This window comes from Bacteroides celer (genome assembly GCF_002632415.2).
Lineage (GTDB): Bacteria > Bacteroidota > Bacteroidia > Bacteroidales > Bacteroidaceae > Bacteroides.
The window spans coordinates 5,600,228-5,619,112 of sequence record NZ_CP178209.1 but is presented as its reverse complement, the minus strand read 5'-3'; the positions used below and the strand labels follow the sequence as shown (position 1 = coordinate 5,619,112).

Genomic DNA, 18,885 nt, shown 5'->3' with positions numbered 1-18,885 from the left:
CTACCGCGTGATGCAGTAGCCCTTTTATGCTTTTAGACTGTATTTGTTCAAATTGTCTTTATTTGATCTGCCGTATGTTTTTCCGTGGAGCATCCACTTCTTGTGGATTGCCTTTATAAGCAATATCGCCACTTCCTTTCACGCGGGCAACCAGTTTTTGACTTGCATAACAACTGATGTTTCCGGATCCACTGATACTTGCATCCGTATTCTCTGCTTCTAAATCTGCGGCCTGAATGTTTCCCGATCCGGCAATAGCATATTTTGCTTGAATGGCTTTACCTTTAAGATTAATATTACCCGAACCTGAAATTCCTGCCTGACATTCCTGGCTCTCTATTTGTTGCAGTCTAACATCTCCCGATCCGTTAATTGAAACAGCCATTCTTCGGCAATTAAGCCCTTCTCCCTGAATGTTCCCCGAACCATTTATATGGAACTCGATATCTTTAGAGGTTTGTATTCCATTGATTAATTTTATATTTCCCGATCCGTTGATTGACAGCTTATTCAGTTCCGGAGCAAAAACTTTTATTTCCAGTTTTCCTTTCCATATACTGACATTCTTCTTGAATTTTATCATTAATGTATTACCGTCTACATACGTTTCTACAAGTGGTATAATGTTGTCGGAACCATGTATCTCCACGTGACTGCGTGTGTCTTGGTGATAACTGATATTGGCACTTCCCAATAGTTTGATTTCATTGAAATGATCGGCTTTTACTTCTTGGGAGATGTAGTTTTTGCTGCCTACTACGTGTTTTCCCTGCAAGCAAGAGCCGGCAGTAAGTACTAGAGACAATCCGGTGACTAATACGAGCAATAAACTTGTTTTCATAATTATGTTTTTCTATGATTGATATGACAGTTAGACGGAAGAAACTGATATAAAGTTGCATCTTCCGCGAAGTTTTTCATTGGAATCTTCTTTTTTATTACTTTTGTGGCTGTTGATAGGAGGATTATAATGGATAAGATCGTAGAAGATGACGAATTAGGACGTCTGATAGTGCGTGTCAATTCACGTGCGAGGAGTCTTGTGTTTCGTACAAAGAGTGATGCTGTTTATGTTTCAGTTCCTCCCGGCACTACATTGAAAGAAGTGAAGCAGGCAATCGAGAATCTGCGTGGTAAACTTCTGGCCTCCCGTCAAAAATTAGCCCGGCCATTGATTGATTTGGACTATAAAATTGATGCGGAACACTTTAAGTTGTCCTTGGTGTCCGGTGAAAAGGATCAGTTTCTGGCTAATTCCCGGTTGGGGGTTATGGAAATTGTTTGTCCGCCTCATGCGGATTTTACGGACGAGAAACTGCAAAGCTGGTTGCATAAGGTGATTGAAGAATCGTTGAGGCGGAATGCGAAAAGTATCCTTCCTTCACGTTTGGCTTCCTTGTCCAAGCAATGCGGACTTCCTTATTCGAGTGTGAAAATAAACTCCAGTCAGGGCAGATGGGGCAGTTGCTCGGCTCGAAAGGATATTAATTTGTCCTATTACCTGGTTCTGTTACCTTCTCATTTGATAGACTACGTGTTGCTGCACGAATTATGTCATACTCGCGAGATGAATCATAGCGAACGATTTTGGGTATTGCTCAATCAATTTACAGAAGGAAAAGCATTGGCTTTGCGGGGGGAATTGAGAAAGTATCGTACGGAGATTTAGAATACTTTATTGCCAGGATAGTGCTATCGTGTTGGCACACTTGTGTCAACACGCTGGCACAGTCGTGACAATGCGATGGCATGGTTGTGCCAATATGGTGGCACAGACTTAGTTAATACCTTTATTACTTGGCTAATTGTTTAATCCCGTCTGATTCTTTTTCGAACTGATAAGTTCCTCCTTTTTCACTAAGATCAAACGTAGACACTAATTCTGTGTTATTATCTACAATCAACAAGGCGCTCTGTTCGGCAAAACGTCCTATTTCTACAGTGTAAGGTTCTTCCGACATGGTTTTGTTGGAGATCAGACTGTCGTTGACAAATAAAGAGATAGAATCTCCGGCAAAACCTTTTACCAGACTGATCGTATAGCTTTCGATGAAATGACGTTCTTCCTGCTTTTCCCGTTGTAGCCGCATGCTCATATAGACAAAAATAACCACGACAAAAATGACGGCAAAAGCAAGAATTCCGTTACCTACCATAAACTGTTTATTTGTGTTGAGACGATGTGCCATAGTCGTTATTTTTTGAATTACGGCGTAAAGATACGAATATAGCACTGTTAATTCATACTTTTTTTCTTTAATGTTTTGTAGTCGAACAGATTATTTATATCTTTGCAACCGAAAACGGATGAAAGGTGGAGGGGCAATTAAGCTCCTTTTTTTGTTCTTATATAGCTAATAAATGATAGAAAAGAAAACTGTTTGTCAGATTGTAGAAGAGTGGCTGGAAGGAAAAGACTACTTTTTAGTAGAGGTAACCGTGAGCCCGGATGACAAGATTGTGGTTGAAATAGACCATGCAGAAGGTGTTTGGATTGAAGATTGCGTGGAGCTTAGCCGCTTCATAGAGTCGAAACTGAACCGCGAAGAGGAAGATTATGAACTGGAAGTAGGGTCGGCTGGGATCGGACAACCCTTTAAAGTTCTGCAACAGTATTATATCCACATCGGACAAGAGGTGGAAGTGCTGACCGGAGACGGACGGAAGCTGGCCGGTATACTGAAAGATGCCGATGAAGAGAAGTTTACGGTAGGCGTACAAAAGAAAGTAAAAACCGAAGGATCAAAGCGCCCGAAATTGGTAGAAGAGGACGAAACCTTCACTTATGAGCAAATAAAATATACTAAATACTTAATTAGCTTTAAATAGTTATGGCCAAAAAAGAAGAAACAATCAGCTTGATTGATACATTTTCGGAATTTAAGGAACTGAAGAATATCGATAGAACGACGATGGTTAGCGTACTCGAAGAGTCGTTCCGTAGCGTAATCGCGAAAATGTTTGGCACCGATGAAAATTACGACGTAATCGTGAACCCGGACAAGGGTGACTTCGAGATATGGCGTAACCGTGAAGTTGTGGCCGATGAAGATTTGACTAACCCGAATATGCAGATTTCGTTGAGCGAAGCACAGAAAATTGATGCTTCTTACGAAGAAGGTGAAGAGGTGACTGACGAGGTTATCTTTGCCAAGTTCGGACGTCGTGCGATCCTGAATCTTCGCCAGACACTGGCTTCCAAGATTCTGGAACTCGAAAAAGACAGTATTTATAATAAATATATAGATAAGGTAGGTACTATCATCAATGCAGAAGTATATCAGATCTGGAAAAAAGAGATGTTGCTTTTAGACGATGAAGGAAACGAATTGCTGTTACCTAAGACCGAACAAATCCCGAGCGACTTTTATCGTAAAGGTGAAACGGCTCGTGCAGTAGTTGCCCGCGTGGATAACAAGAATAATAATCCTAAGATTATCTTGTCACGTACTTCTCCCGTTTTCCTGCAACGCCTGTTCGAGATGGAAGTACCCGAAATTAATGATGGTTTGATTACCATCAAGAAGATTGCCCGTATCCCCGGCGAACGTGCCAAGATCGCGGTGGAATCTTACGATGACAGAATCGACCCTGTAGGAGCCTGTGTAGGTGTAAAGGGAAGTCGTATTCATGGCATTGTTCGTGAACTTCGCAATGAGAACATCGACGTAATCAATTATACATCGAACATCTCATTGTTTATACAGCGCGCTTTAAGCCCGGCTAAGATTTCTTCTATTCGTCTGAACGAGGAAGAGAAGAAAGCAGAGGTATTCCTCAAACCGGAAGAAGTTTCGCTGGCTATCGGTAAAGGCGGTTTGAATATCAAACTGGCCAGTATGTTAACTGAGTACACTATCGACGTGTTCCGTGAGTTGGATGAGAATGTAGCTGACGAAGATATCTATCTCGACGAGTTTAGAGACGAAATCGACGGATGGGTGATCGACGCTATCAAAGCTATCGGCATCGATACAGCGAAGGCTGTGTTGAATGCTCCTCGTGAGATGTTGATTGAAAAGACGGACTTGGAAGAAGAGACAGTGGACGAGGTAATACGCATTTTGAAATCGGAGTTTGAAGAAGAAGATCCTTCAATTGAAAATAAAGATGAAATTAAAGATTAAAAGTTGCGATACAATATAATGCAGCAGACTTTTATTTCTTAATTCTCAATTTTCAATTAAACAAGCTCCATTTATTCATTAATTTTAAAATATGACGATAAGGTTAAACAAAGTTACAAGAGATTTGAACGTAGGAATCGCGACGGTAGTTGAGTTCCTGCAAAAGAAAGGGCATACCGTTGAGGCTAATCCTAATACTAAAATTAGCGAGGAGCAATATGCTATACTCGTAAAGGAGTTTAGTACAGATAAGAACCTTAGACTTGAATCGGAGCGTTTCATACAGGAACGTCAGAATAAGGAACGTAATAAGGCATCGGTATCGATTGAGGGCTTCGAAAAGCAGCCCGAAAAACCGAAGTCGGAAGATGTGATTAAGACAGTCGTACCTGAGGATGCACGTCCGAAGTTTAAACCTGTCGGAAAAATAGATTTGGATAAATTGAACGGTCGTAAACCTGAAAAGGTAGAGAAAGAACCGGAACAGAAACAGGAAGAACCGGTTGTGGAACGGCCTGTCGTTAAACCCGAAGTGAAAAAGGAGCCCGAGAAGAGAGAACCCGAGGTGAAGAAGGAAGAGGTGGTGACACCTCCTGTTTCTGTAGTAGAGCCTACTCCAGTGGTGGTTGAACCCGTAGTAGTGCCGGAACCTGTAGTGGAGACGAAGCCGGTAGAAGTTGAAAAAGTAGTAGAAGAAGTGAAAAAAGAAGAGCCGAAGGTAGTAGTAGCTGCACCTGTGAAGGCGGAAGAACATAAAGAAGAAGAAAAGGTGGAAACTGCACAGGCTGAAGTAACCCCGGTAGCGGAAAAGGCTCCGGAGGATGATGGTGTTTTCAAAATCCGTCAACCGGAATTAGGCGCAAAGATTAATGTGATCGGTCAGATCGACTTGGCTGCATTGAATCAGTCTACTCGTCCCAAGAAGAAATCGAAGGAAGAGAAACGTCGCGAACGTGAAGAAAAGGAAAAAATCCGTCAGGATCAGAAGAAGTTGATGAAGGAAGCTATCATCAAGGAAATCCGTAAGGATGATTCTAAATTGGCGAAGAGCGGACCTAAGGACAGTGCGGAAGCGGCTGCTAACAAGAAGAAACGTAACCGTATCAATAAAGAGAAGGTGGACGTTAACAATGTTGCAACTTCCAACTTTGCTGCTCCAAGACCTAATGTACAGGGTAAAGGCGGCAATGGTAACGGTCAGGGCGGTCAGGCCAACGGACAGGGAAATAACAACAGAAGAAATAACAACAATAAAGATCGCTTCAAGAAGCCGGTTATCAAACAGGAAGTGAGCGAGGAAGACGTAGCAAAACAGGTAAAAGAAACCCTTGCACGTCTGACAACCAAAGGTAAGAATAAAACGTCCAAATACCGTAAAGAGAAACGTGAAATGGCTTCCAACCGTATGCAGGAACTGGAAGATCAGGAAATGGCAGACAGCAAGGTATTGAAGTTGACCGAGTTCGTTACGGCTAACGAATTGGCAACGATGATGGATGTTTCGGTTAATCAGGTTATCGCTACTTGTATGAGTATTGGTATCATGGTTTCCATCAACCAGCGTTTGGATGCGGAAACCATCAATCTGGTGGCTGAAGAATTCGGATTCAAGACTGAATATGTAAGTGCGGAAGTGGCACAAGCTATTGTTGAAGAAGAAGATGCTCCGGAAGATTTGCAACCGCGTGCTCCGATTGTAACGGTGATGGGACACGTTGACCACGGTAAGACTTCTTTGCTCGACTATATCCGTAAGGCGAATGTAATTGCCGGTGAGGCTGGAGGTATTACCCAGCATATCGGTGCTTATAACGTGCAACTGGAAGACGGTCGTCGTATTACATTCCTCGATACTCCGGGTCACGAAGCGTTTACCGCTATGCGTGCTCGTGGTGCCAAAGTAACGGATATTGCTATCATTATTGTGGCTGCCGATGATAACGTGATGCCACAAACGAAAGAAGCGATCAATCACGCGATGGCTGCCGGTGTACCTATTGTATTTGCAATCAATAAGGTCGATAAACCGACTGCAAATCCGGATAAGATTAAAGAAGAACTGGCTGCGATGAATTACCTTGTTGAAGAATGGGGTGGTAAATATCAGTCACAAGATATCTCTGCCAAGAAAGGTATGGGTGTGGAAGACTTGCTGGAAAAAGTATTGCTCGAAGCAGAAATGCTCGACCTGAAGGCAAATCCGAACCGTAATGCTACGGGGTCCATCATCGAATCTTCACTGGATAAGGGACGTGGATATGTAGCTACTGTATTGGTATCTAACGGTACTCTGAAAGTGGGAGACATCGTATTGGCGGGAACCAGCTATGGACGTGTGAAGGCTATGTTCAACGAACGTAACCAACGCGTCAAGGAAGCAGGACCTTCCGAACCGGCATTGATCCTGGGATTGAATGGTGCTCCTGCTGCAGGTGATACATTCCATGTAGTCGAAAGCGATCAGGAAGCTCGTGAAATCACTAATAAACGTGAGCAGCTGGCTCGTGAACAAGGTTTGCGTACGCAGAAGATCCTTACATTGGATGAGTTGGGTCGTCGTATTGCTTTGGGTAACTTCCAGGAATTGAACATCATCGTTAAGGGTGACGTGGATGGTTCTGTGGAAGCGTTGAGCGATTCGTTGATTAAGTTGTCTACGGAACAAATTCAGGTAAATGTTATCCATAAGGGTGTGGGAGCAATTTCTGAATCTGATGTTTCTCTGGCTGCTGCTTCGGATGCGATTATTGTCGGATTCCAGGTACGTCCTTCGGGTGCTGCCGGTAAGATGGCCGACCAAGAGGGCGTTGACATCCGTAAGTATTCTGTCATCTACGATGCAATCGAAGAGGTAAAGGCTGCTATGGAAGGTATGTTGGCTCCGGAAGTAAAGGAACAGATTACTGCAACCATCGAAATCCGCGAAGTATTCAATATTACGAAAGTCGGTCTTGTAGCCGGAGCAATGGTGAAGACCGGAAAGGTGAAACGCAGCGACAAGGCTCGTTTGATCCGCGATGGTATCGTAATCTTTACCGGAAACATCAACGCATTGAAACGTTTCAAGGACGATGTGAAGGAAGTAGGTACAAACTTCGAGTGTGGTATCAGTCTGGTGAACTGCAACGACATGAAGGTAGGCGATATGATCGAGACATTCGAAGAAATAGAAGTGAAACAGACACTGTAATAGGCAGTGCTGAATCAATATCAGGCACGGATTACGCGGATTTCACGGTTCTTTAATAAATCCGTGAAATCCGTGCCTGAATTATATCATAGAATAGAAGAATGTGGCAACGATTGATATAATTATCCTTATTGTAATAGGCGCCGGAGCGATTGTAGGTTTTGTAAAAGGCTTCATTCGTCAGTTGGCTTCTATTTTGGGATTGATAGTCGGTCTGTTGGCAGCGAAAGCTTTGTATGCCTCTTTGGCGGAAAAGCTTTGCCCGACGGTGACGGATTCAATGACAGTTGCGCAAGTGTTGGCTTTTATCATGATCTGGATTGCCGTACCATTGATCTTTGTATTAATTGCCTCGCTATTGACAAAAGCAATGCAGGCTATTTCGCTGAACTGGCTGAACCGCTGGTTAGGAAGTGGGCTGGGAGCACTTAAGTTTCTGTTGTTAACGAGTGTAGTGATTGGTGCGATAGAGTTTGTGGACAGCGATAATAAGTTAATTAGTGCAACAAAAAAGGAAGAATCTTTGTTATATTATCCGATGGAAACGTTTGCGGGGATCTTTTTCCCTGCTGCGAAGAATATGACGCAACAATATATATTAGAGAATAAAGATAAAGATGCAACAAGAACCCAATAAAATGAAACCCAATCAGAAAGACGAACTTGAAAAGAAGACTGATAATGAGTTTGTCCGGAAATTTGCGGAGGAGAAATATAAATACGGTTTCACCACAGAGGTGCATACGGACATCATTGAGCGTGGACTTAATGAAGATGTCATTCGTCTGATTTCATCGAAAAAGGACGAACCGGAGTGGTTGCTGGAGTTTCGACTGAAAGCGTATCGCCATTGGCTGACGCTGGAAATGCCTACCTGGGCACATCTCCGTATCCCTGAAATTGATTATCAGGCAATTTCTTATTATGCCGATCCGACAAAGAAGAAAGAAGGACCGAAGAGCATGGAGGAAGTCGATCCTGAACTGATAAAGACGTTTAATAAACTGGGAATTCCTTTGGAAGAGCAAATGGCTCTTAGTGGAATGGCAGTGGATGCCGTTATGGATTCTGTTTCCGTAAAGACTACCTTCAAGGAAACGCTGATGGAGAAAGGAATTATATTCTGTTCGTTCAGTGAAGCCGTGCGGGAGCATCCGGATCTGGTGAAGAAATATATGGGCTCGGTAGTAGGTTATCGGGACAATTTCTTTGCAGCGTTGAATTCCGCAGTGTTCTCTGACGGCTCTTTCGTGTATATTCCGAAAGGAGTGCGTTGCCCGATGGAGCTTTCCACTTATTTCCGTATCAATGCCCGTAATACGGGACAGTTTGAGCGTACGCTGATTGTAGCGGATGATGATTCGTATGTTTCTTATCTGGAAGGATGTACGGCTCCGATGCGGGATGAAAATCAGTTGCATGCCGCTATCGTTGAGATCATTGTGCACGACCGTGCAGAGGTAAAATACAGTACCGTTCAGAACTGGTATCCGGGAGATGCGGAAGGCAAGGGCGGTGTATACAACTTTGTGACCAAACGCGGTAACTGTAAAGGAGTGGACAGTAAATTATCCTGGACACAAGTGGAAACCGGTTCGGCAATCACCTGGAAATATCCTTCCTGTATCCTGACGGGCGATAACTCGACTGCTGAATTCTATTCCGTAGCTGTAACGAATAACTATCAGCAGGCAGATACCGGAACGAAGATGATTCATCTGGGTAAGAACACCCGTAGTACGATTGTAAGTAAAGGTATTTCTGCCGGACATAGTGAGAACTCCTATCGTGGGTTGGTACGCGTGGCCGAGAAAGCGGATAATGCCCGTAATTATAGCCAGTGTGACTCTCTGTTGCTGGGAGATAAGTGTGGTGCACATACCTTCCCGTATATGGATATTCACAATGAGACGGCAGTGGTAGAGCATGAAGCTACGACGAGCAAGATCAGTGAAGACCAGATATTCTATTGCAACCAGCGCGGTATTCCGACAGAAGATGCTATCGGACTTATTGTGAACGGATATGCAAAGGAAGTGTTGAATAAACTTCCGATGGAGTTTGCGGTAGAAGCACAGAAGCTGCTTACCATCTCATTGGAAGGAAGCGTGGGGTGATTTACTATTTGACAATTTACGATTTACTATTTGGCTGTGTGCTTATTGGAGGTAAATTGTCGGTAGTATAGGTTTTTAATAGTAAATAGTAAATGAAAAAATAGTAAATATAATCATGTTAGAAATAAAAGACCTGCATGCCAGTATTAATGGCAAAGAGATATTGAAAGGTATTAACCTGACGGTGAATCCCGGTGAGGTGCACGCTATTATGGGACCGAATGGTTCCGGTAAAAGTACGCTTTCCTCCGTATTGGTGGGTAATCCGGCTTTTGAGGTAACAAAAGGTTCGGTCACTTTTTATGGAAAGGATCTATTGGAGTTGAGCCCCGAAGATCGTAGCCATGAAGGAATCTTCCTTAGTTTCCAGTATCCCGTAGAAATTCCGGGTGTGAGCATGGTGAACTTTATGCGTGCTGCTGTGAATGAGCAACGCAAATATAAAGGTCTGCCTGCACTGACCGCCAGTGAGTTCCTGAAGCTGATGCGTGAGAAACGTGCGGTGGTGGAGTTGGATAATAAACTGGCTAATCGTTCGGTGAATGAAGGCTTTTCCGGTGGTGAGAAGAAACGGAACGAGATTTTCCAGATGGCTATGCTGGAACCGCGTTTGAGCATCCTCGATGAGACAGATTCCGGTTTGGATATTGATGCACTCCGTATTGTTGCGGAAGGGGTGAACAAGCTGAAAACTCCTGAAACAAGTACAATCGTTATTACCCACTACCAACGTTTGCTCGATTATATCAAGCCTGATATTGTGCATGTCCTTTATAAAGGTCGTATCGTAAAAACTGCCGGACCGGAACTTGCTCTGGAATTGGAAGAAAAAGGATATGATTGGATCAAGAAAGAAGTAGGAGAATAATTTTAGGCACGGATTACACGGATAACGCGGTTTTGCTCATGTATTTTAAACTGTGAAATCCGTGTAATCCGTGCCTGTAAATAAAAAAATATAAGCTATGATGGTTGAACAACAATATATAGAACTTTTCTCACAGACGGAAGCGATGATCTGCAAGCATAGTGCCGAAGTGCTGAATGCGCCTCGTGCATCAGCATTTGCCGATTTTGAGCGACTCGGATTTCCGACCCGTAAGATGGAGAAGTACAAATATACGGATGTGAGCAAGTACTTTGAACCGGATTTCGGTTTGAACTTGAATCGTTTGGCTATTCCGGTCAATCCGTATGAGGTGTTTAAGTGTGATGTGCCGAATATGAGTACCTCCTTGTATTTTGTGGTAAATGACACATTTTATAATAGAGCACTTCCCACAGGAAATCTGCCGGAAGGTGTGATTTTCGGCAGCCTGAAAGAAGTGGCCGAGCAACATCCGGAGTTGGTGAAGAAGTATTACGGTCAACTGGCAGATACCTCCAAGGATGGTGTGACTGCTTTCAATACCGCTTTTGCACAAGATGGCGTTGTCTTCTATGTGCCGAAGAACGTGGTGGTGGAAAAAACAATCCAGTTGGTAAATATCCTGCGTGCAGATGTTAACTTTATGGTGAACCGTCGCGTACTGATTATTCTGGAGGATGGCGCGCAAGCCCGTTTGCTGATTTGTGACCATGCAATGGATAATGTGAACTTCCTGGCGACACAAGTCATTGAAGTGTTTGCAGGTGAGAATGCGGTATTCGATATGTATGAACTGGAAGAAACACATACAAGCACAGTTCGTATCAGTAACCTGTATGTAAAGCAAGAGGCCAACAGCAATGTATTGCTCAACGGAATGACTTTGCATAATGGTACTACCCGCAACACGACCGAAGTGTTGTTGGCAGGAGAAGGAGCCGAAATAAATCTTTGTGGTATGGCGATTGCCGACAAGAACCAGCACGTAGACAATCATACAAGTATTGACCATGCCGTACCGAACTGTACCAGCAATGAGCTGTTCAAGTATGTGCTCGACGACCAGTCGGTAGGTGCGTTTGCCGGATTGGTACTCGTGCGTCCCGATGCACAACATACGAATTCCCAACAGACTAACCGGAATCTGTGTGCTACGCGTGATGCAAGAATGTATACACAACCTCAATTGGAGATTTATGCGGATGATGTGAAATGTTCGCATGGAGCAACAGTAGGCCAGTTGGATGAAGGTGCATTATTCTACATGCGTTCGCGTGGTATTGCAGAGAAAGAAGCCCGTCTGCTGCTGATGTTCGCATTTGTCAACGAAGTGATCGATACCATCCGTCTGGAAGCGCTGAAAGATCGTTTGCATCTATTGGTAGAGAAACGTTTCCGTGGCGAGTTGAATAGATGTCAGGGTTGTGCTATTTGTAAGTAACCACTAAAAAATAATGAACGTGGATATTCAAAAGATACGTGAAGATTTTCCGATATTGAGCCGTACGGTTTACGGTAAACCTTTGGTTTATTTCGACAACGGTGCGACGACACAGAAACCCCGTTTGGTGGTTGATGCGTTGGTGGATGAATATTATTCCGTCAATGCCAATGTGCATCGCGGCGTACATTATCTTTCCCAGCAAGCTACGGAACTGCATGAAGCTTCCCGTGAAACGGTACGTCAGTTCATCAATGCCCGTAGCACGAATGAAGTTGTCTTCACACGCGGAACAACAGAAAGTATCAACCTGCTTGTTTCCAGCTTTGGCGACGAGTTTATGGAAGAAGGGGATGAAGTGATTGTTTCCGTGATGGAACATCATAGTAACATCGTTCCCTGGCAACTGTTGGCTGCCCGCAAAGGAATTGCCATTAAAGTGATTCCGATGAACGACAAAGGTGAACTTCTGCTGGATGAATATGAAAAACTATTTTCCGAACGTACGAAAATAGTCAGTGTGGTTCATGTATCGAACGTACTGGGTACAGTGAATCCGGTGAAGGAGATGATCGCAACAGCTCATGCGCATGGTGTACCTTGCCTGATAGATGCTGCACAGTCTATTCCTCACATGAAAGTAGATGTACAGGAGTTGGATGCCGATTTTCTGGTATTCTCCGCCCATAAGATATATGGTCCGACAGGTGTCGGAGTGCTTTATGGAAAAGAAGAATGGTTAGATCGCCTTCCACCTTATCAGGGAGGAGGAGAGATGATTCAGCATGTCTCTTTCGAGAAGACCACTTTTAATGAACTTCCTTTCAAGTTTGAAGCCGGTACGCCCGACTATATTGGAACTACCGGACTGGCAAAAGCCCTTGATTATGTGAACGGACATGGCATTGAACAGATAGCCGCCCATGAGCATGAACTGACAACTTACGCTTTGCAACGCTTGAAAGAAATCCCCCATATGCGTATATTCGGTGAAGCAGCCGAACGGGGAGCGGTCATTTCCTTTCTGGTGGGAGATATCCATCATTTCGATCTTGGCACGTTGCTGGATCGTTTAGGTATTGCCGTGAGAACGGGGCATCATTGTGCACAACCTCTCATGCAACGTCTTGGCATAGAGGGAACTGTACGTGCTTCGTTTGCCATGTACAATACCAAATCGGAAATAGACACATTGGTGGCAGGGATTGAACGTGTCAGCAAGATGTTTTAAAGATATGAGCTGCTATTCCTGCGGAGTAGCGGCTTTTTTATTCTTTAACTAAAAAAAGATGCAGTCAAGTGCAGTGATTGGGACTTTCGTGCGTCTAATAAGTAAAGAAACAAAATGTTCATTGAATATCAGGAGGGTCGTGAGACCATGCTTATATTATATAAATTCTCTCTCTTTAACATTAATCGCAGCTATATCGTAAAAAATACGGTGTAGCTGCAACTTTTTTAGGGGACTTCCCCGTCTAATGGAATAGTTGTAACCATTGAAACAGCTGTTACGATTGAAGATGAATTGAATATTATTGTGTGTAAAAAGAAAGGGGAAACGCTCATAACAGCGAATCCCCTTTTTTATTGATTACTTCATTTCTTTTTATTCGGCAGTCAGCTCAATTACGCGGCTGAAAGCCTGATTTGTCGTGAAAGCATTGATCCCCACTTTCATCAGATAATCTCCTGAATAAGTATTCTCATTGGCAGCCAGATTCGATTTGGAATTCGGCATCAGGTTGATTTCTTTCACCTTATACATTTTCTTCACATCCAGTCCCTGAAGTTTTACCGGGAGCAGTTTCTCACCGAAACGTGGGTGGATATCATAGGTATAAAGTACAGCTTTGTTCTTATCCGGTGAGGTATACATGAGGGACATGTGGTTGCCATCGTAGGGAGAAACCAGTCTGTATTGATCGCCGTCCAGAATCACTTTTTTCAGACGCGTCCAGTTGGCAACCGCATTCTGGCAATAAGTCTGTTCATCTGCATTCAGTTCCTTCAGTCCGAGGTCAAAGCCCAGTTTGCACATACTTGCCACATCCGTACGGAACTTCACGCTTGTCTTCTTGTTCCAGCTGGTTACGTGTGCACACATGGCCTTTGCCGGGAAGATTTGTGAGAATCCCCACTGGATAAACAGACGTTCTATCGGGTCTGTGTTGTCGCTGCACCAGAATTCTGTGTAATATTTCAGAGCTTCGTAGTCGCAACGGGCGCCACCGCCGGAGCAGAGCATCATTGGCACGTTCGGATATTTGTCTTTGACACGTTTCAATACATTGTATATACCACGTACATGGTCGATATAAAGTTGTCCCTGTTTATTTTTTAAATATGGAGAATAAACATTCGTAATTGGAGAGTTACAGTCCCATTTAAAGAAAGCCACTTCCGGATTCTCTGTCAGGATCTTATCCACTACGCCATATACAAAGTCCTGTACTTTCGGATTGCTAAGATCGAGTACCAGCTGGTTACGGTAATAGTATGTTTCGCGGTTAGGCAGCTGGATAGCCCAGTCGGGATGCTTTTCGAACAACTCACTTTTAGGGTTGACCATTTCGGGCTCAATCCAGATACCAAATTTCACTCCGGCTTTTTTGGCAGACTGTACAAGGGCAGGAATACCGCCCGGCAGTTTGGATCTCATCACTTCCCAGTCACCCAGTCCGGCATTGTCACTGTTGCGTGGGTGCTTGTTGCCAAACCAGCCGTCATCCAACAAGAACATATCTACACCAAGATGTTTAGCTTCTTTCATCAATTCGGCAAGCAGTTCCTCATTGAATTTGAAGTAAGTATTTTCCCAGTTGTTTAATAAAGTCATACGGTCGCCTTGTCCGTCTTTCAGCTGATAGTTGCGTGCCCATGCGTGAAGGTTGCGGCTGGCTTCGCCCGTACCGTTGTTGCTGAAAGTAAAGATGAATTCAGGAGTTGTAAACACTTCATTCGGCTTCAGTTCATAATCAGATGCATAAGGATTGATGGCGGGGATTACACGGAGGTTACCTACGTTGTCCACTTCGAAAGTGAACTGGAAGTTTCCTGTCCATCCGATAGTACCTAGCATGGCACGTCCCTGCCCTTCCTGTGCCGGTTGTTCAAAACCAAGCTCAAAGAACGGGTGGGTGTGCATGGCAGCACGGCTTCCCAGTTTGGTGTCGATCACCTTTTTACCGAACAACAGAGGTTGTGTGCTCATTTGTGCTTCTTTTGCCCAATCGCTGCTGAATTCTGTCAGGTAATATTCGTTTCCGGAGAAATAAAGCATGGTGGAAGCATAACGCCATAAGGTCACAGGCTTCTTTTCAGCATGTTTGATTTCACTCCACGTCTTGATGACGTTTTCTTTCGGATAAGCGATGTAATGCAGTGTGACTTCCACCGGGTATTGATCGTCTTTTAGTTGAATGATCGTTTCCGTTCCGCCCGCCACTGCCTTCTGCTCGGATGATATATAGCGGAGAATCGTACTCGGGTTCCCGTCATTGTGCGTGATGGCTACAGCCGGTTCAAAATAATCTTCGGCGCCGGAGCCCGGATATACTTCCCATCCGCGGGTGGATACGCTACCGTCACTTCCTCCTTTTACGTAAGGAGAAAAGTTGTTGATGTCTTTCTCGTTCAGTAACTTATCGCCCAGATAAGCCTGATAGAGTCGTCCGTTAGGAGCTACTTGGAGAATTAAGTCAGTGTTGTCCGTTGCGATGCGGATAACGTTCTTTTCTTGGGCGTCCACTTGCGCCAGGGTAAACAATGCCATAAGTAATACGAAAAGTTTCTTCATGGTTTTTTAATAATTAATTAGGTATTAGTTAGTTTGTGGGCATAGAATGCCGCAAAGATAATTATAATGGCATAGAAATGAATCATTTCACCACAGATTATTTCTTTCCTCTGTATACTCGGTGTCCTCTGTGGTGAAATAGAAATGTTCATAACCAGTGCAGAAATAAGGGATAAAGTAAATAACCACAGCATGTTCATTTGTTTAAAGAGATGTATAAAAGATAGAATGATTCAGCTTTATAAATTCTTTCTTTTTTTACTTGCTTATTTCGTTTGATTTCCATACTTTTAGCCTTCGTAAACCCTTTAAAAATTGATCCTATGGACAACATTCTTTTCTGGCTGGTTCCAGTCGCTTCCGTGTTAGCCCTCTGCTTTGCTTGTTACTTTCATAAGCAAATGATGAAAGAGAGCGAAGGTACACCCCAAATGATAAAGATAGCTGCTGCTGTGCGCAAAGGAGCTATGTCTTATCTGAAACAGCAATACAAAATAGTAGGCTGGGTATTCTTGGGGTTGGTTATTCTGTTTTCAATTATGGCCTATGGCTTTCATGTACAGAATGCATGGGTTCCCATTGCTTTTCTTACAGGCGGATTTTTCTCCGGACTTTCCGGATTTCTAGGGATGAAGACGGCGACTTATGCATCGGCTCGTACCGCTAATGCTGCCCGCACTTCTCTGAATGCAGGGTTGAGGATTGCTTTCCGAAGCGGCGCGGTGATGGGATTAGTTGTAGTTGGTCTGGGATTGCTCGATATATCTTTCTGGTATCTGTTGTTGAATGCAGTGATTCCTGCTGATGCGCTGACACCTACTCATAAACTCTGTGTAATTACTACTACCATGCTGACTTTCGGTATGGGTGCTTCTACGCAAGCACTCTTTGCCCGTGTAGGTGGTGGTATCTATACGAAGGCAGCCGATGTTGGAGCCGACTTGGTAGGTAAAGTAGAAGCCGGAATTCCGGAAGATGACCCTCGTAATCCTGCCACCATTGCCGATAATGTCGGTGACAATGTCGGTGACGTAGCCGGTATGGGAGCCGACTTATATGAATCTTACTGTGGCTCGATTCTGGCAACAGCTGCACTGGGTGCTGCTGCTTTTATCCATTCGGCAGATACAGTGATGCAATTCAAGGCGGTTATTGCTCCGATGTTGATTGCAGCTGTTGGTATTATCCTTTCTATTATAGGTATATTTGCTGTCCGTACTAAAGAGAATGCAACTATGAAAGATTTGCTCGGTTCGTTGGCTTTCGGTACGAACCTTAGCTCCGTGCTTATTGTTGCAGCTACATTCTTAATCCTGTGGTTCTTGCAGCTTGATAACTGGATTTTGATTTCTTGTGCCGTAGTAGTCGGATTGTTGGTAGGTATTGTCATCGGACGTTCTACGGAATATTACACTTCCCAATCCTATCGCCCTACCCAAAAACTAAGTGAAAGCGGTAAGACTGGACCTGCTACCGTTATTATTTCCGGTATTGGTTTGGGTATGCTTTCAACGGCTATTCCTGTGATCGCAGTGGTTGTCGGTATCATAGCTTCCTATTTGTTAGCTTCCGCAGGTGATTTTGCCAATGTCGGTATGGGACTGTATGGCATCGGTATTGCAGCTGTTGGTATGCTTTCTACCTTAGGTATCACATTGGCAACGGATGCTTACGGTCCGATTGCGGATAATGCGGGAGGTAATGCGGAAATGTCCGGCCTGGGTGCTGAAGTTCGCAAACGTACTGATGCGCTCGATTCATTGGGTAACACAACTGCCGCCACGGGAAAAGGTTTTGCTATAGGTTCCGCTGCACTGACAGGTTTGGCTTTGCTGGCTTCTTATATTGAAGAAATCCGAATCGGTCTGACACGTCTTGGTAATGTGGACCTGACTTTTGCAGATGGAAGTTCTATCAGCGTAGCAAATGCCACTTTTATCGACTTCATGGATTATTACGAAGTACACTTGATGAATCCGAAAGTACTTTCGGGCATGTTCCTCGGTTCAATGATGGCTTTCCTGTTTTGTGGTTTGACAATGAATGCAGTAGGGCGTGCGGCAGGACACATGGTTGACGAAGTGCGCCGCCAGTTCCGTGACATAAAGGGTATTCTGACTGGAGAAGCCGAGCCGGATTACGAACGTTGTGTTGAAATATCGACAAAGGGTGCGCAGCGTGAGATGGTTATTCCTTCCTTGATTGCTATTGTTGCTCCGATTCTTACAGGATTTATCTTTGGTGTTCCCGGCGTACTCGGTCTGCTGATTGGTGGCTTGAGCAGTGGTTTCGTATTGGCTATCTTTATGGCTAACGCCGGAGGTGCATGGGATAACGCAAAGAAATATGTGGAAGAAGGTAACTTTGGTGGAAAAGGCGGTGAAGTGCATAAAGCAACCGTAGTAGGAGATACAGTAGGTGATCCGTTTAAAGATACCTCCGGTCCGAGCTTGAATATTTTGATAAAGCTTATGAGTATGGTCGCCATTGTGATGGCAGGACTTACTGTTGCTTGGAGTTTATTCTAAAAAAGCAGAAGAGAAATAAGAAAAAGGAGACAAAACAAGTCTCCTTTTTCTTATTTGAATTACCTTTGTGTCAAAATAGAAGCAATAAATATGTTATTACCTTATTTGAACGAGAATCTGATTGAGGCCGGATGTGATGAGGCCGGTCGTGGGTGTTTGGCGGGAGCGGTATATGCTGCTGCAGTTATTCTTCCGAAGGATTTTAAGAATGAACTGTTGAATGATTCCAAACAACTGACGGAAAAGCAACGTTATGCATTACGTGAGGTAATAGAGAAAGAAGCGATTGCTTGGGCGGTTGGCATTGTGTCACCGGAAGAAATTGATGAAATAAATATCCTGCGGGCTTCTTTTCTGGCGATGCATCGTGCAGTGGACCAGTTGTCCACCCGTCCCCAACATTTACTGATCGACGGTAATCGTTTCACTAAATACCCCGGTGTTCCTCATACTACAGTAGTGAAAGGAGACGGGAAATATCTTTCAATAGCAGCAGCTTCTATTTTAGCCAAAACATATCGAGACGATTATATGAACCGCCTTCACGAAGAATTTCCGTATTATGATTGGGACCACAATAAAGGTTATCCAACTAAGAAACATCGTGCCGCCATTGCCGAACGTGGCACTACTCCTTACCATCGCATGACGTTCAACCTGTTGGGAGATGGACAGTTGACTTTGAACTTCTAAGGTCGCTTTATTTCATTTTGCACATATTTTCTACATTTTTTTGCAGAATAAGCACGATTTTGTTACGGATAACCGTGAAATTGTTCCGTTTAGGCTAAAAAAGTGTTGCCTAGTGCTTTTATTTG

Annotated in this window: 14 protein-coding genes; 11 read left to right on the top strand and 3 right to left on the bottom strand. The window is 43.9% G+C overall.

All coding sequences use genetic code 11. The features are described from left to right. Positions 1–58 precede the first annotated feature (58 nt). The gene (locus CJF29_RS22410; protein WP_004298259.1) at positions 59–841 is read right to left on the bottom strand and encodes a head GIN domain-containing protein; all 783 of its coding nucleotides are present in this window, start codon (positions 839–841) and stop codon (positions 59–61) included. A 129-nt stretch (positions 842–970) separates the two neighbouring features. Between CJF29_RS22410 and CJF29_RS22405 the strand changes: the two genes are divergently transcribed. Beyond that, positions 971–1,669, top strand: coding sequence for a SprT family zinc-dependent metalloprotease (locus tag CJF29_RS22405; RefSeq protein ID WP_004298258.1), 699 nt, complete (start codon positions 971–973; stop codon positions 1,667–1,669). Positions 1,670–1,793: 124 nt separating this feature from the next. On the opposite strand, the gene CJF29_RS22400 is transcribed toward CJF29_RS22405, so the two are convergent. Continuing rightward, positions 1,794–2,189 (bottom strand): hypothetical protein, encoded by a 396-nt coding sequence (locus CJF29_RS22400; RefSeq protein WP_004298257.1) that lies wholly within the window; start codon positions 2,187–2,189, stop codon positions 1,794–1,796. A 172-nt stretch (positions 2,190–2,361) separates the two neighbouring features. On the opposite strand from CJF29_RS22400, the gene rimP reads away from it, so the two are divergent. The 8 genes from rimP to CJF29_RS22360 all read left to right on the top strand — a co-directional run bounded on the left by rimP (position 2,362) and on the right by CJF29_RS22360 (position 12,974). After that, the gene (gene rimP, locus CJF29_RS22395; RefSeq protein ID WP_004298256.1) at positions 2,362–2,829 is read left to right on the top strand and encodes a ribosome assembly cofactor RimP; all 468 of its coding nucleotides are present in this window, start codon (positions 2,362–2,364) and stop codon (positions 2,827–2,829) included. 2 nt (positions 2,830–2,831) lie between these two features. Continuing rightward, the gene (gene nusA, locus CJF29_RS22390; RefSeq protein WP_004298255.1) at positions 2,832–4,127 is read left to right on the top strand and encodes a transcription termination factor NusA; all 1,296 of its coding nucleotides are present in this window, start codon (positions 2,832–2,834) and stop codon (positions 4,125–4,127) included. Positions 4,128–4,218: 91 nt separating this feature from the next. Then, the gene (gene infB / locus CJF29_RS22385; protein WP_099146871.1) at positions 4,219–7,317 is read left to right on the top strand and encodes a translation initiation factor IF-2; all 3,099 of its coding nucleotides are present in this window, start codon (positions 4,219–4,221) and stop codon (positions 7,315–7,317) included. A gap of 103 nt (positions 7,318–7,420) precedes the next feature. Then, the gene (locus tag CJF29_RS22380; protein ID WP_008776068.1) at positions 7,421–7,954 is read left to right on the top strand and encodes a CvpA family protein; all 534 of its coding nucleotides are present in this window, start codon (positions 7,421–7,423) and stop codon (positions 7,952–7,954) included. A 1-nt stretch (position 7,955) separates the two neighbouring features. Then, the gene (gene sufB / locus CJF29_RS22375) at positions 7,956–9,434 is read left to right on the top strand and encodes a Fe-S cluster assembly protein SufB (protein WP_004307399.1); all 1,479 of its coding nucleotides are present in this window, start codon (positions 7,956–7,958) and stop codon (positions 9,432–9,434) included. Positions 9,435–9,549: 115 nt separating this feature from the next. Continuing rightward, on the top strand, positions 9,550–10,302 hold the full coding sequence (gene sufC / locus CJF29_RS22370; RefSeq protein WP_004298251.1) for a Fe-S cluster assembly ATPase SufC: 753 nt from the start codon (positions 9,550–9,552) through the stop codon (positions 10,300–10,302). Positions 10,303–10,399: 97 nt separating this feature from the next. Next, entirely contained in the window at positions 10,400–11,743 is a 1,344-nt protein-coding gene (gene sufD / locus CJF29_RS22365; protein WP_004298250.1) for a Fe-S cluster assembly protein SufD, read from the top strand. 19 nt (positions 11,744–11,762) lie between these two features. Continuing rightward, positions 11,763–12,974: an aminotransferase class V-fold PLP-dependent enzyme gene (locus CJF29_RS22360; protein WP_099146879.1), complete on the top strand. Its 1,212-nt coding sequence runs from the start codon at positions 11,763–11,765 to the stop codon at positions 12,972–12,974. A gap of 375 nt (positions 12,975–13,349) precedes the next feature. Here the strand turns inward: CJF29_RS22360 and CJF29_RS22355 are convergent, their stop codons facing one another. Then, entirely contained in the window at positions 13,350–15,539 is a 2,190-nt protein-coding gene (locus CJF29_RS22355; RefSeq protein WP_099146870.1) for an alpha-galactosidase, read from the bottom strand. 323 nt (positions 15,540–15,862) lie between these two features. Between CJF29_RS22355 and CJF29_RS22350 the strand changes: the two genes are divergently transcribed. Together CJF29_RS22350 and CJF29_RS22345 are read left to right on the top strand one after the other, a co-directional pair. Then, on the top strand, positions 15,863–18,067 hold the full coding sequence (locus CJF29_RS22350) for a sodium-translocating pyrophosphatase (RefSeq protein WP_074558258.1): 2,205 nt from the start codon (positions 15,863–15,865) through the stop codon (positions 18,065–18,067). Between the two features lie 90 nt (positions 18,068–18,157). Beyond that, on the top strand, positions 18,158–18,760 hold the full coding sequence (locus CJF29_RS22345) for a ribonuclease HII (protein ID WP_074558286.1): 603 nt from the start codon (positions 18,158–18,160) through the stop codon (positions 18,758–18,760). The last annotated feature ends 125 nt before the right edge of the window (positions 18,761–18,885 follow it).

Bases quoted from the DNA above. Each gene is read 5' to 3' on its own strand.
- sufD (WP_004298250.1), top strand. From the start codon at position 10,400: ATGATGGTTGAACAACAATATATAGAACTTTTCTCACAGACGGAAGCG.
- CJF29_RS22355 (WP_099146870.1), bottom strand. From the start codon at position 15,539: ATGAAGAAACTTTTCGTATTACTTATGGCATTGTTTACCCTGGCGCAA.
- infB (WP_099146871.1), top strand. From the start codon at position 4,219: ATGACGATAAGGTTAAACAAAGTTACAAGAGATTTGAACGTAGGAATC.
- rimP (WP_004298256.1), top strand. From the start codon at position 2,362: ATGATAGAAAAGAAAACTGTTTGTCAGATTGTAGAAGAGTGGCTGGAA.
- sufC (WP_004298251.1), top strand. From the start codon at position 9,550: ATGTTAGAAATAAAAGACCTGCATGCCAGTATTAATGGCAAAGAGATA.
- CJF29_RS22350 (WP_074558258.1), top strand. From the start codon at position 15,863: ATGGACAACATTCTTTTCTGGCTGGTTCCAGTCGCTTCCGTGTTAGCC.
- CJF29_RS22400 (WP_004298257.1), bottom strand. From the start codon at position 2,189: ATGGCACATCGTCTCAACACAAATAAACAGTTTATGGTAGGTAACGGA.
- sufB (WP_004307399.1), top strand. From the start codon at position 7,956: ATGAAACCCAATCAGAAAGACGAACTTGAAAAGAAGACTGATAATGAG.
- CJF29_RS22345 (WP_074558286.1), top strand. From the start codon at position 18,158: ATGTTATTACCTTATTTGAACGAGAATCTGATTGAGGCCGGATGTGAT.
- CJF29_RS22410 (WP_004298259.1), bottom strand. From the start codon at position 841: ATGAAAACAAGTTTATTGCTCGTATTAGTCACCGGATTGTCTCTAGTA.
- nusA (WP_004298255.1), top strand. From the start codon at position 2,832: ATGGCCAAAAAAGAAGAAACAATCAGCTTGATTGATACATTTTCGGAA.
- CJF29_RS22405 (WP_004298258.1), top strand. From the start codon at position 971: ATGGATAAGATCGTAGAAGATGACGAATTAGGACGTCTGATAGTGCGT.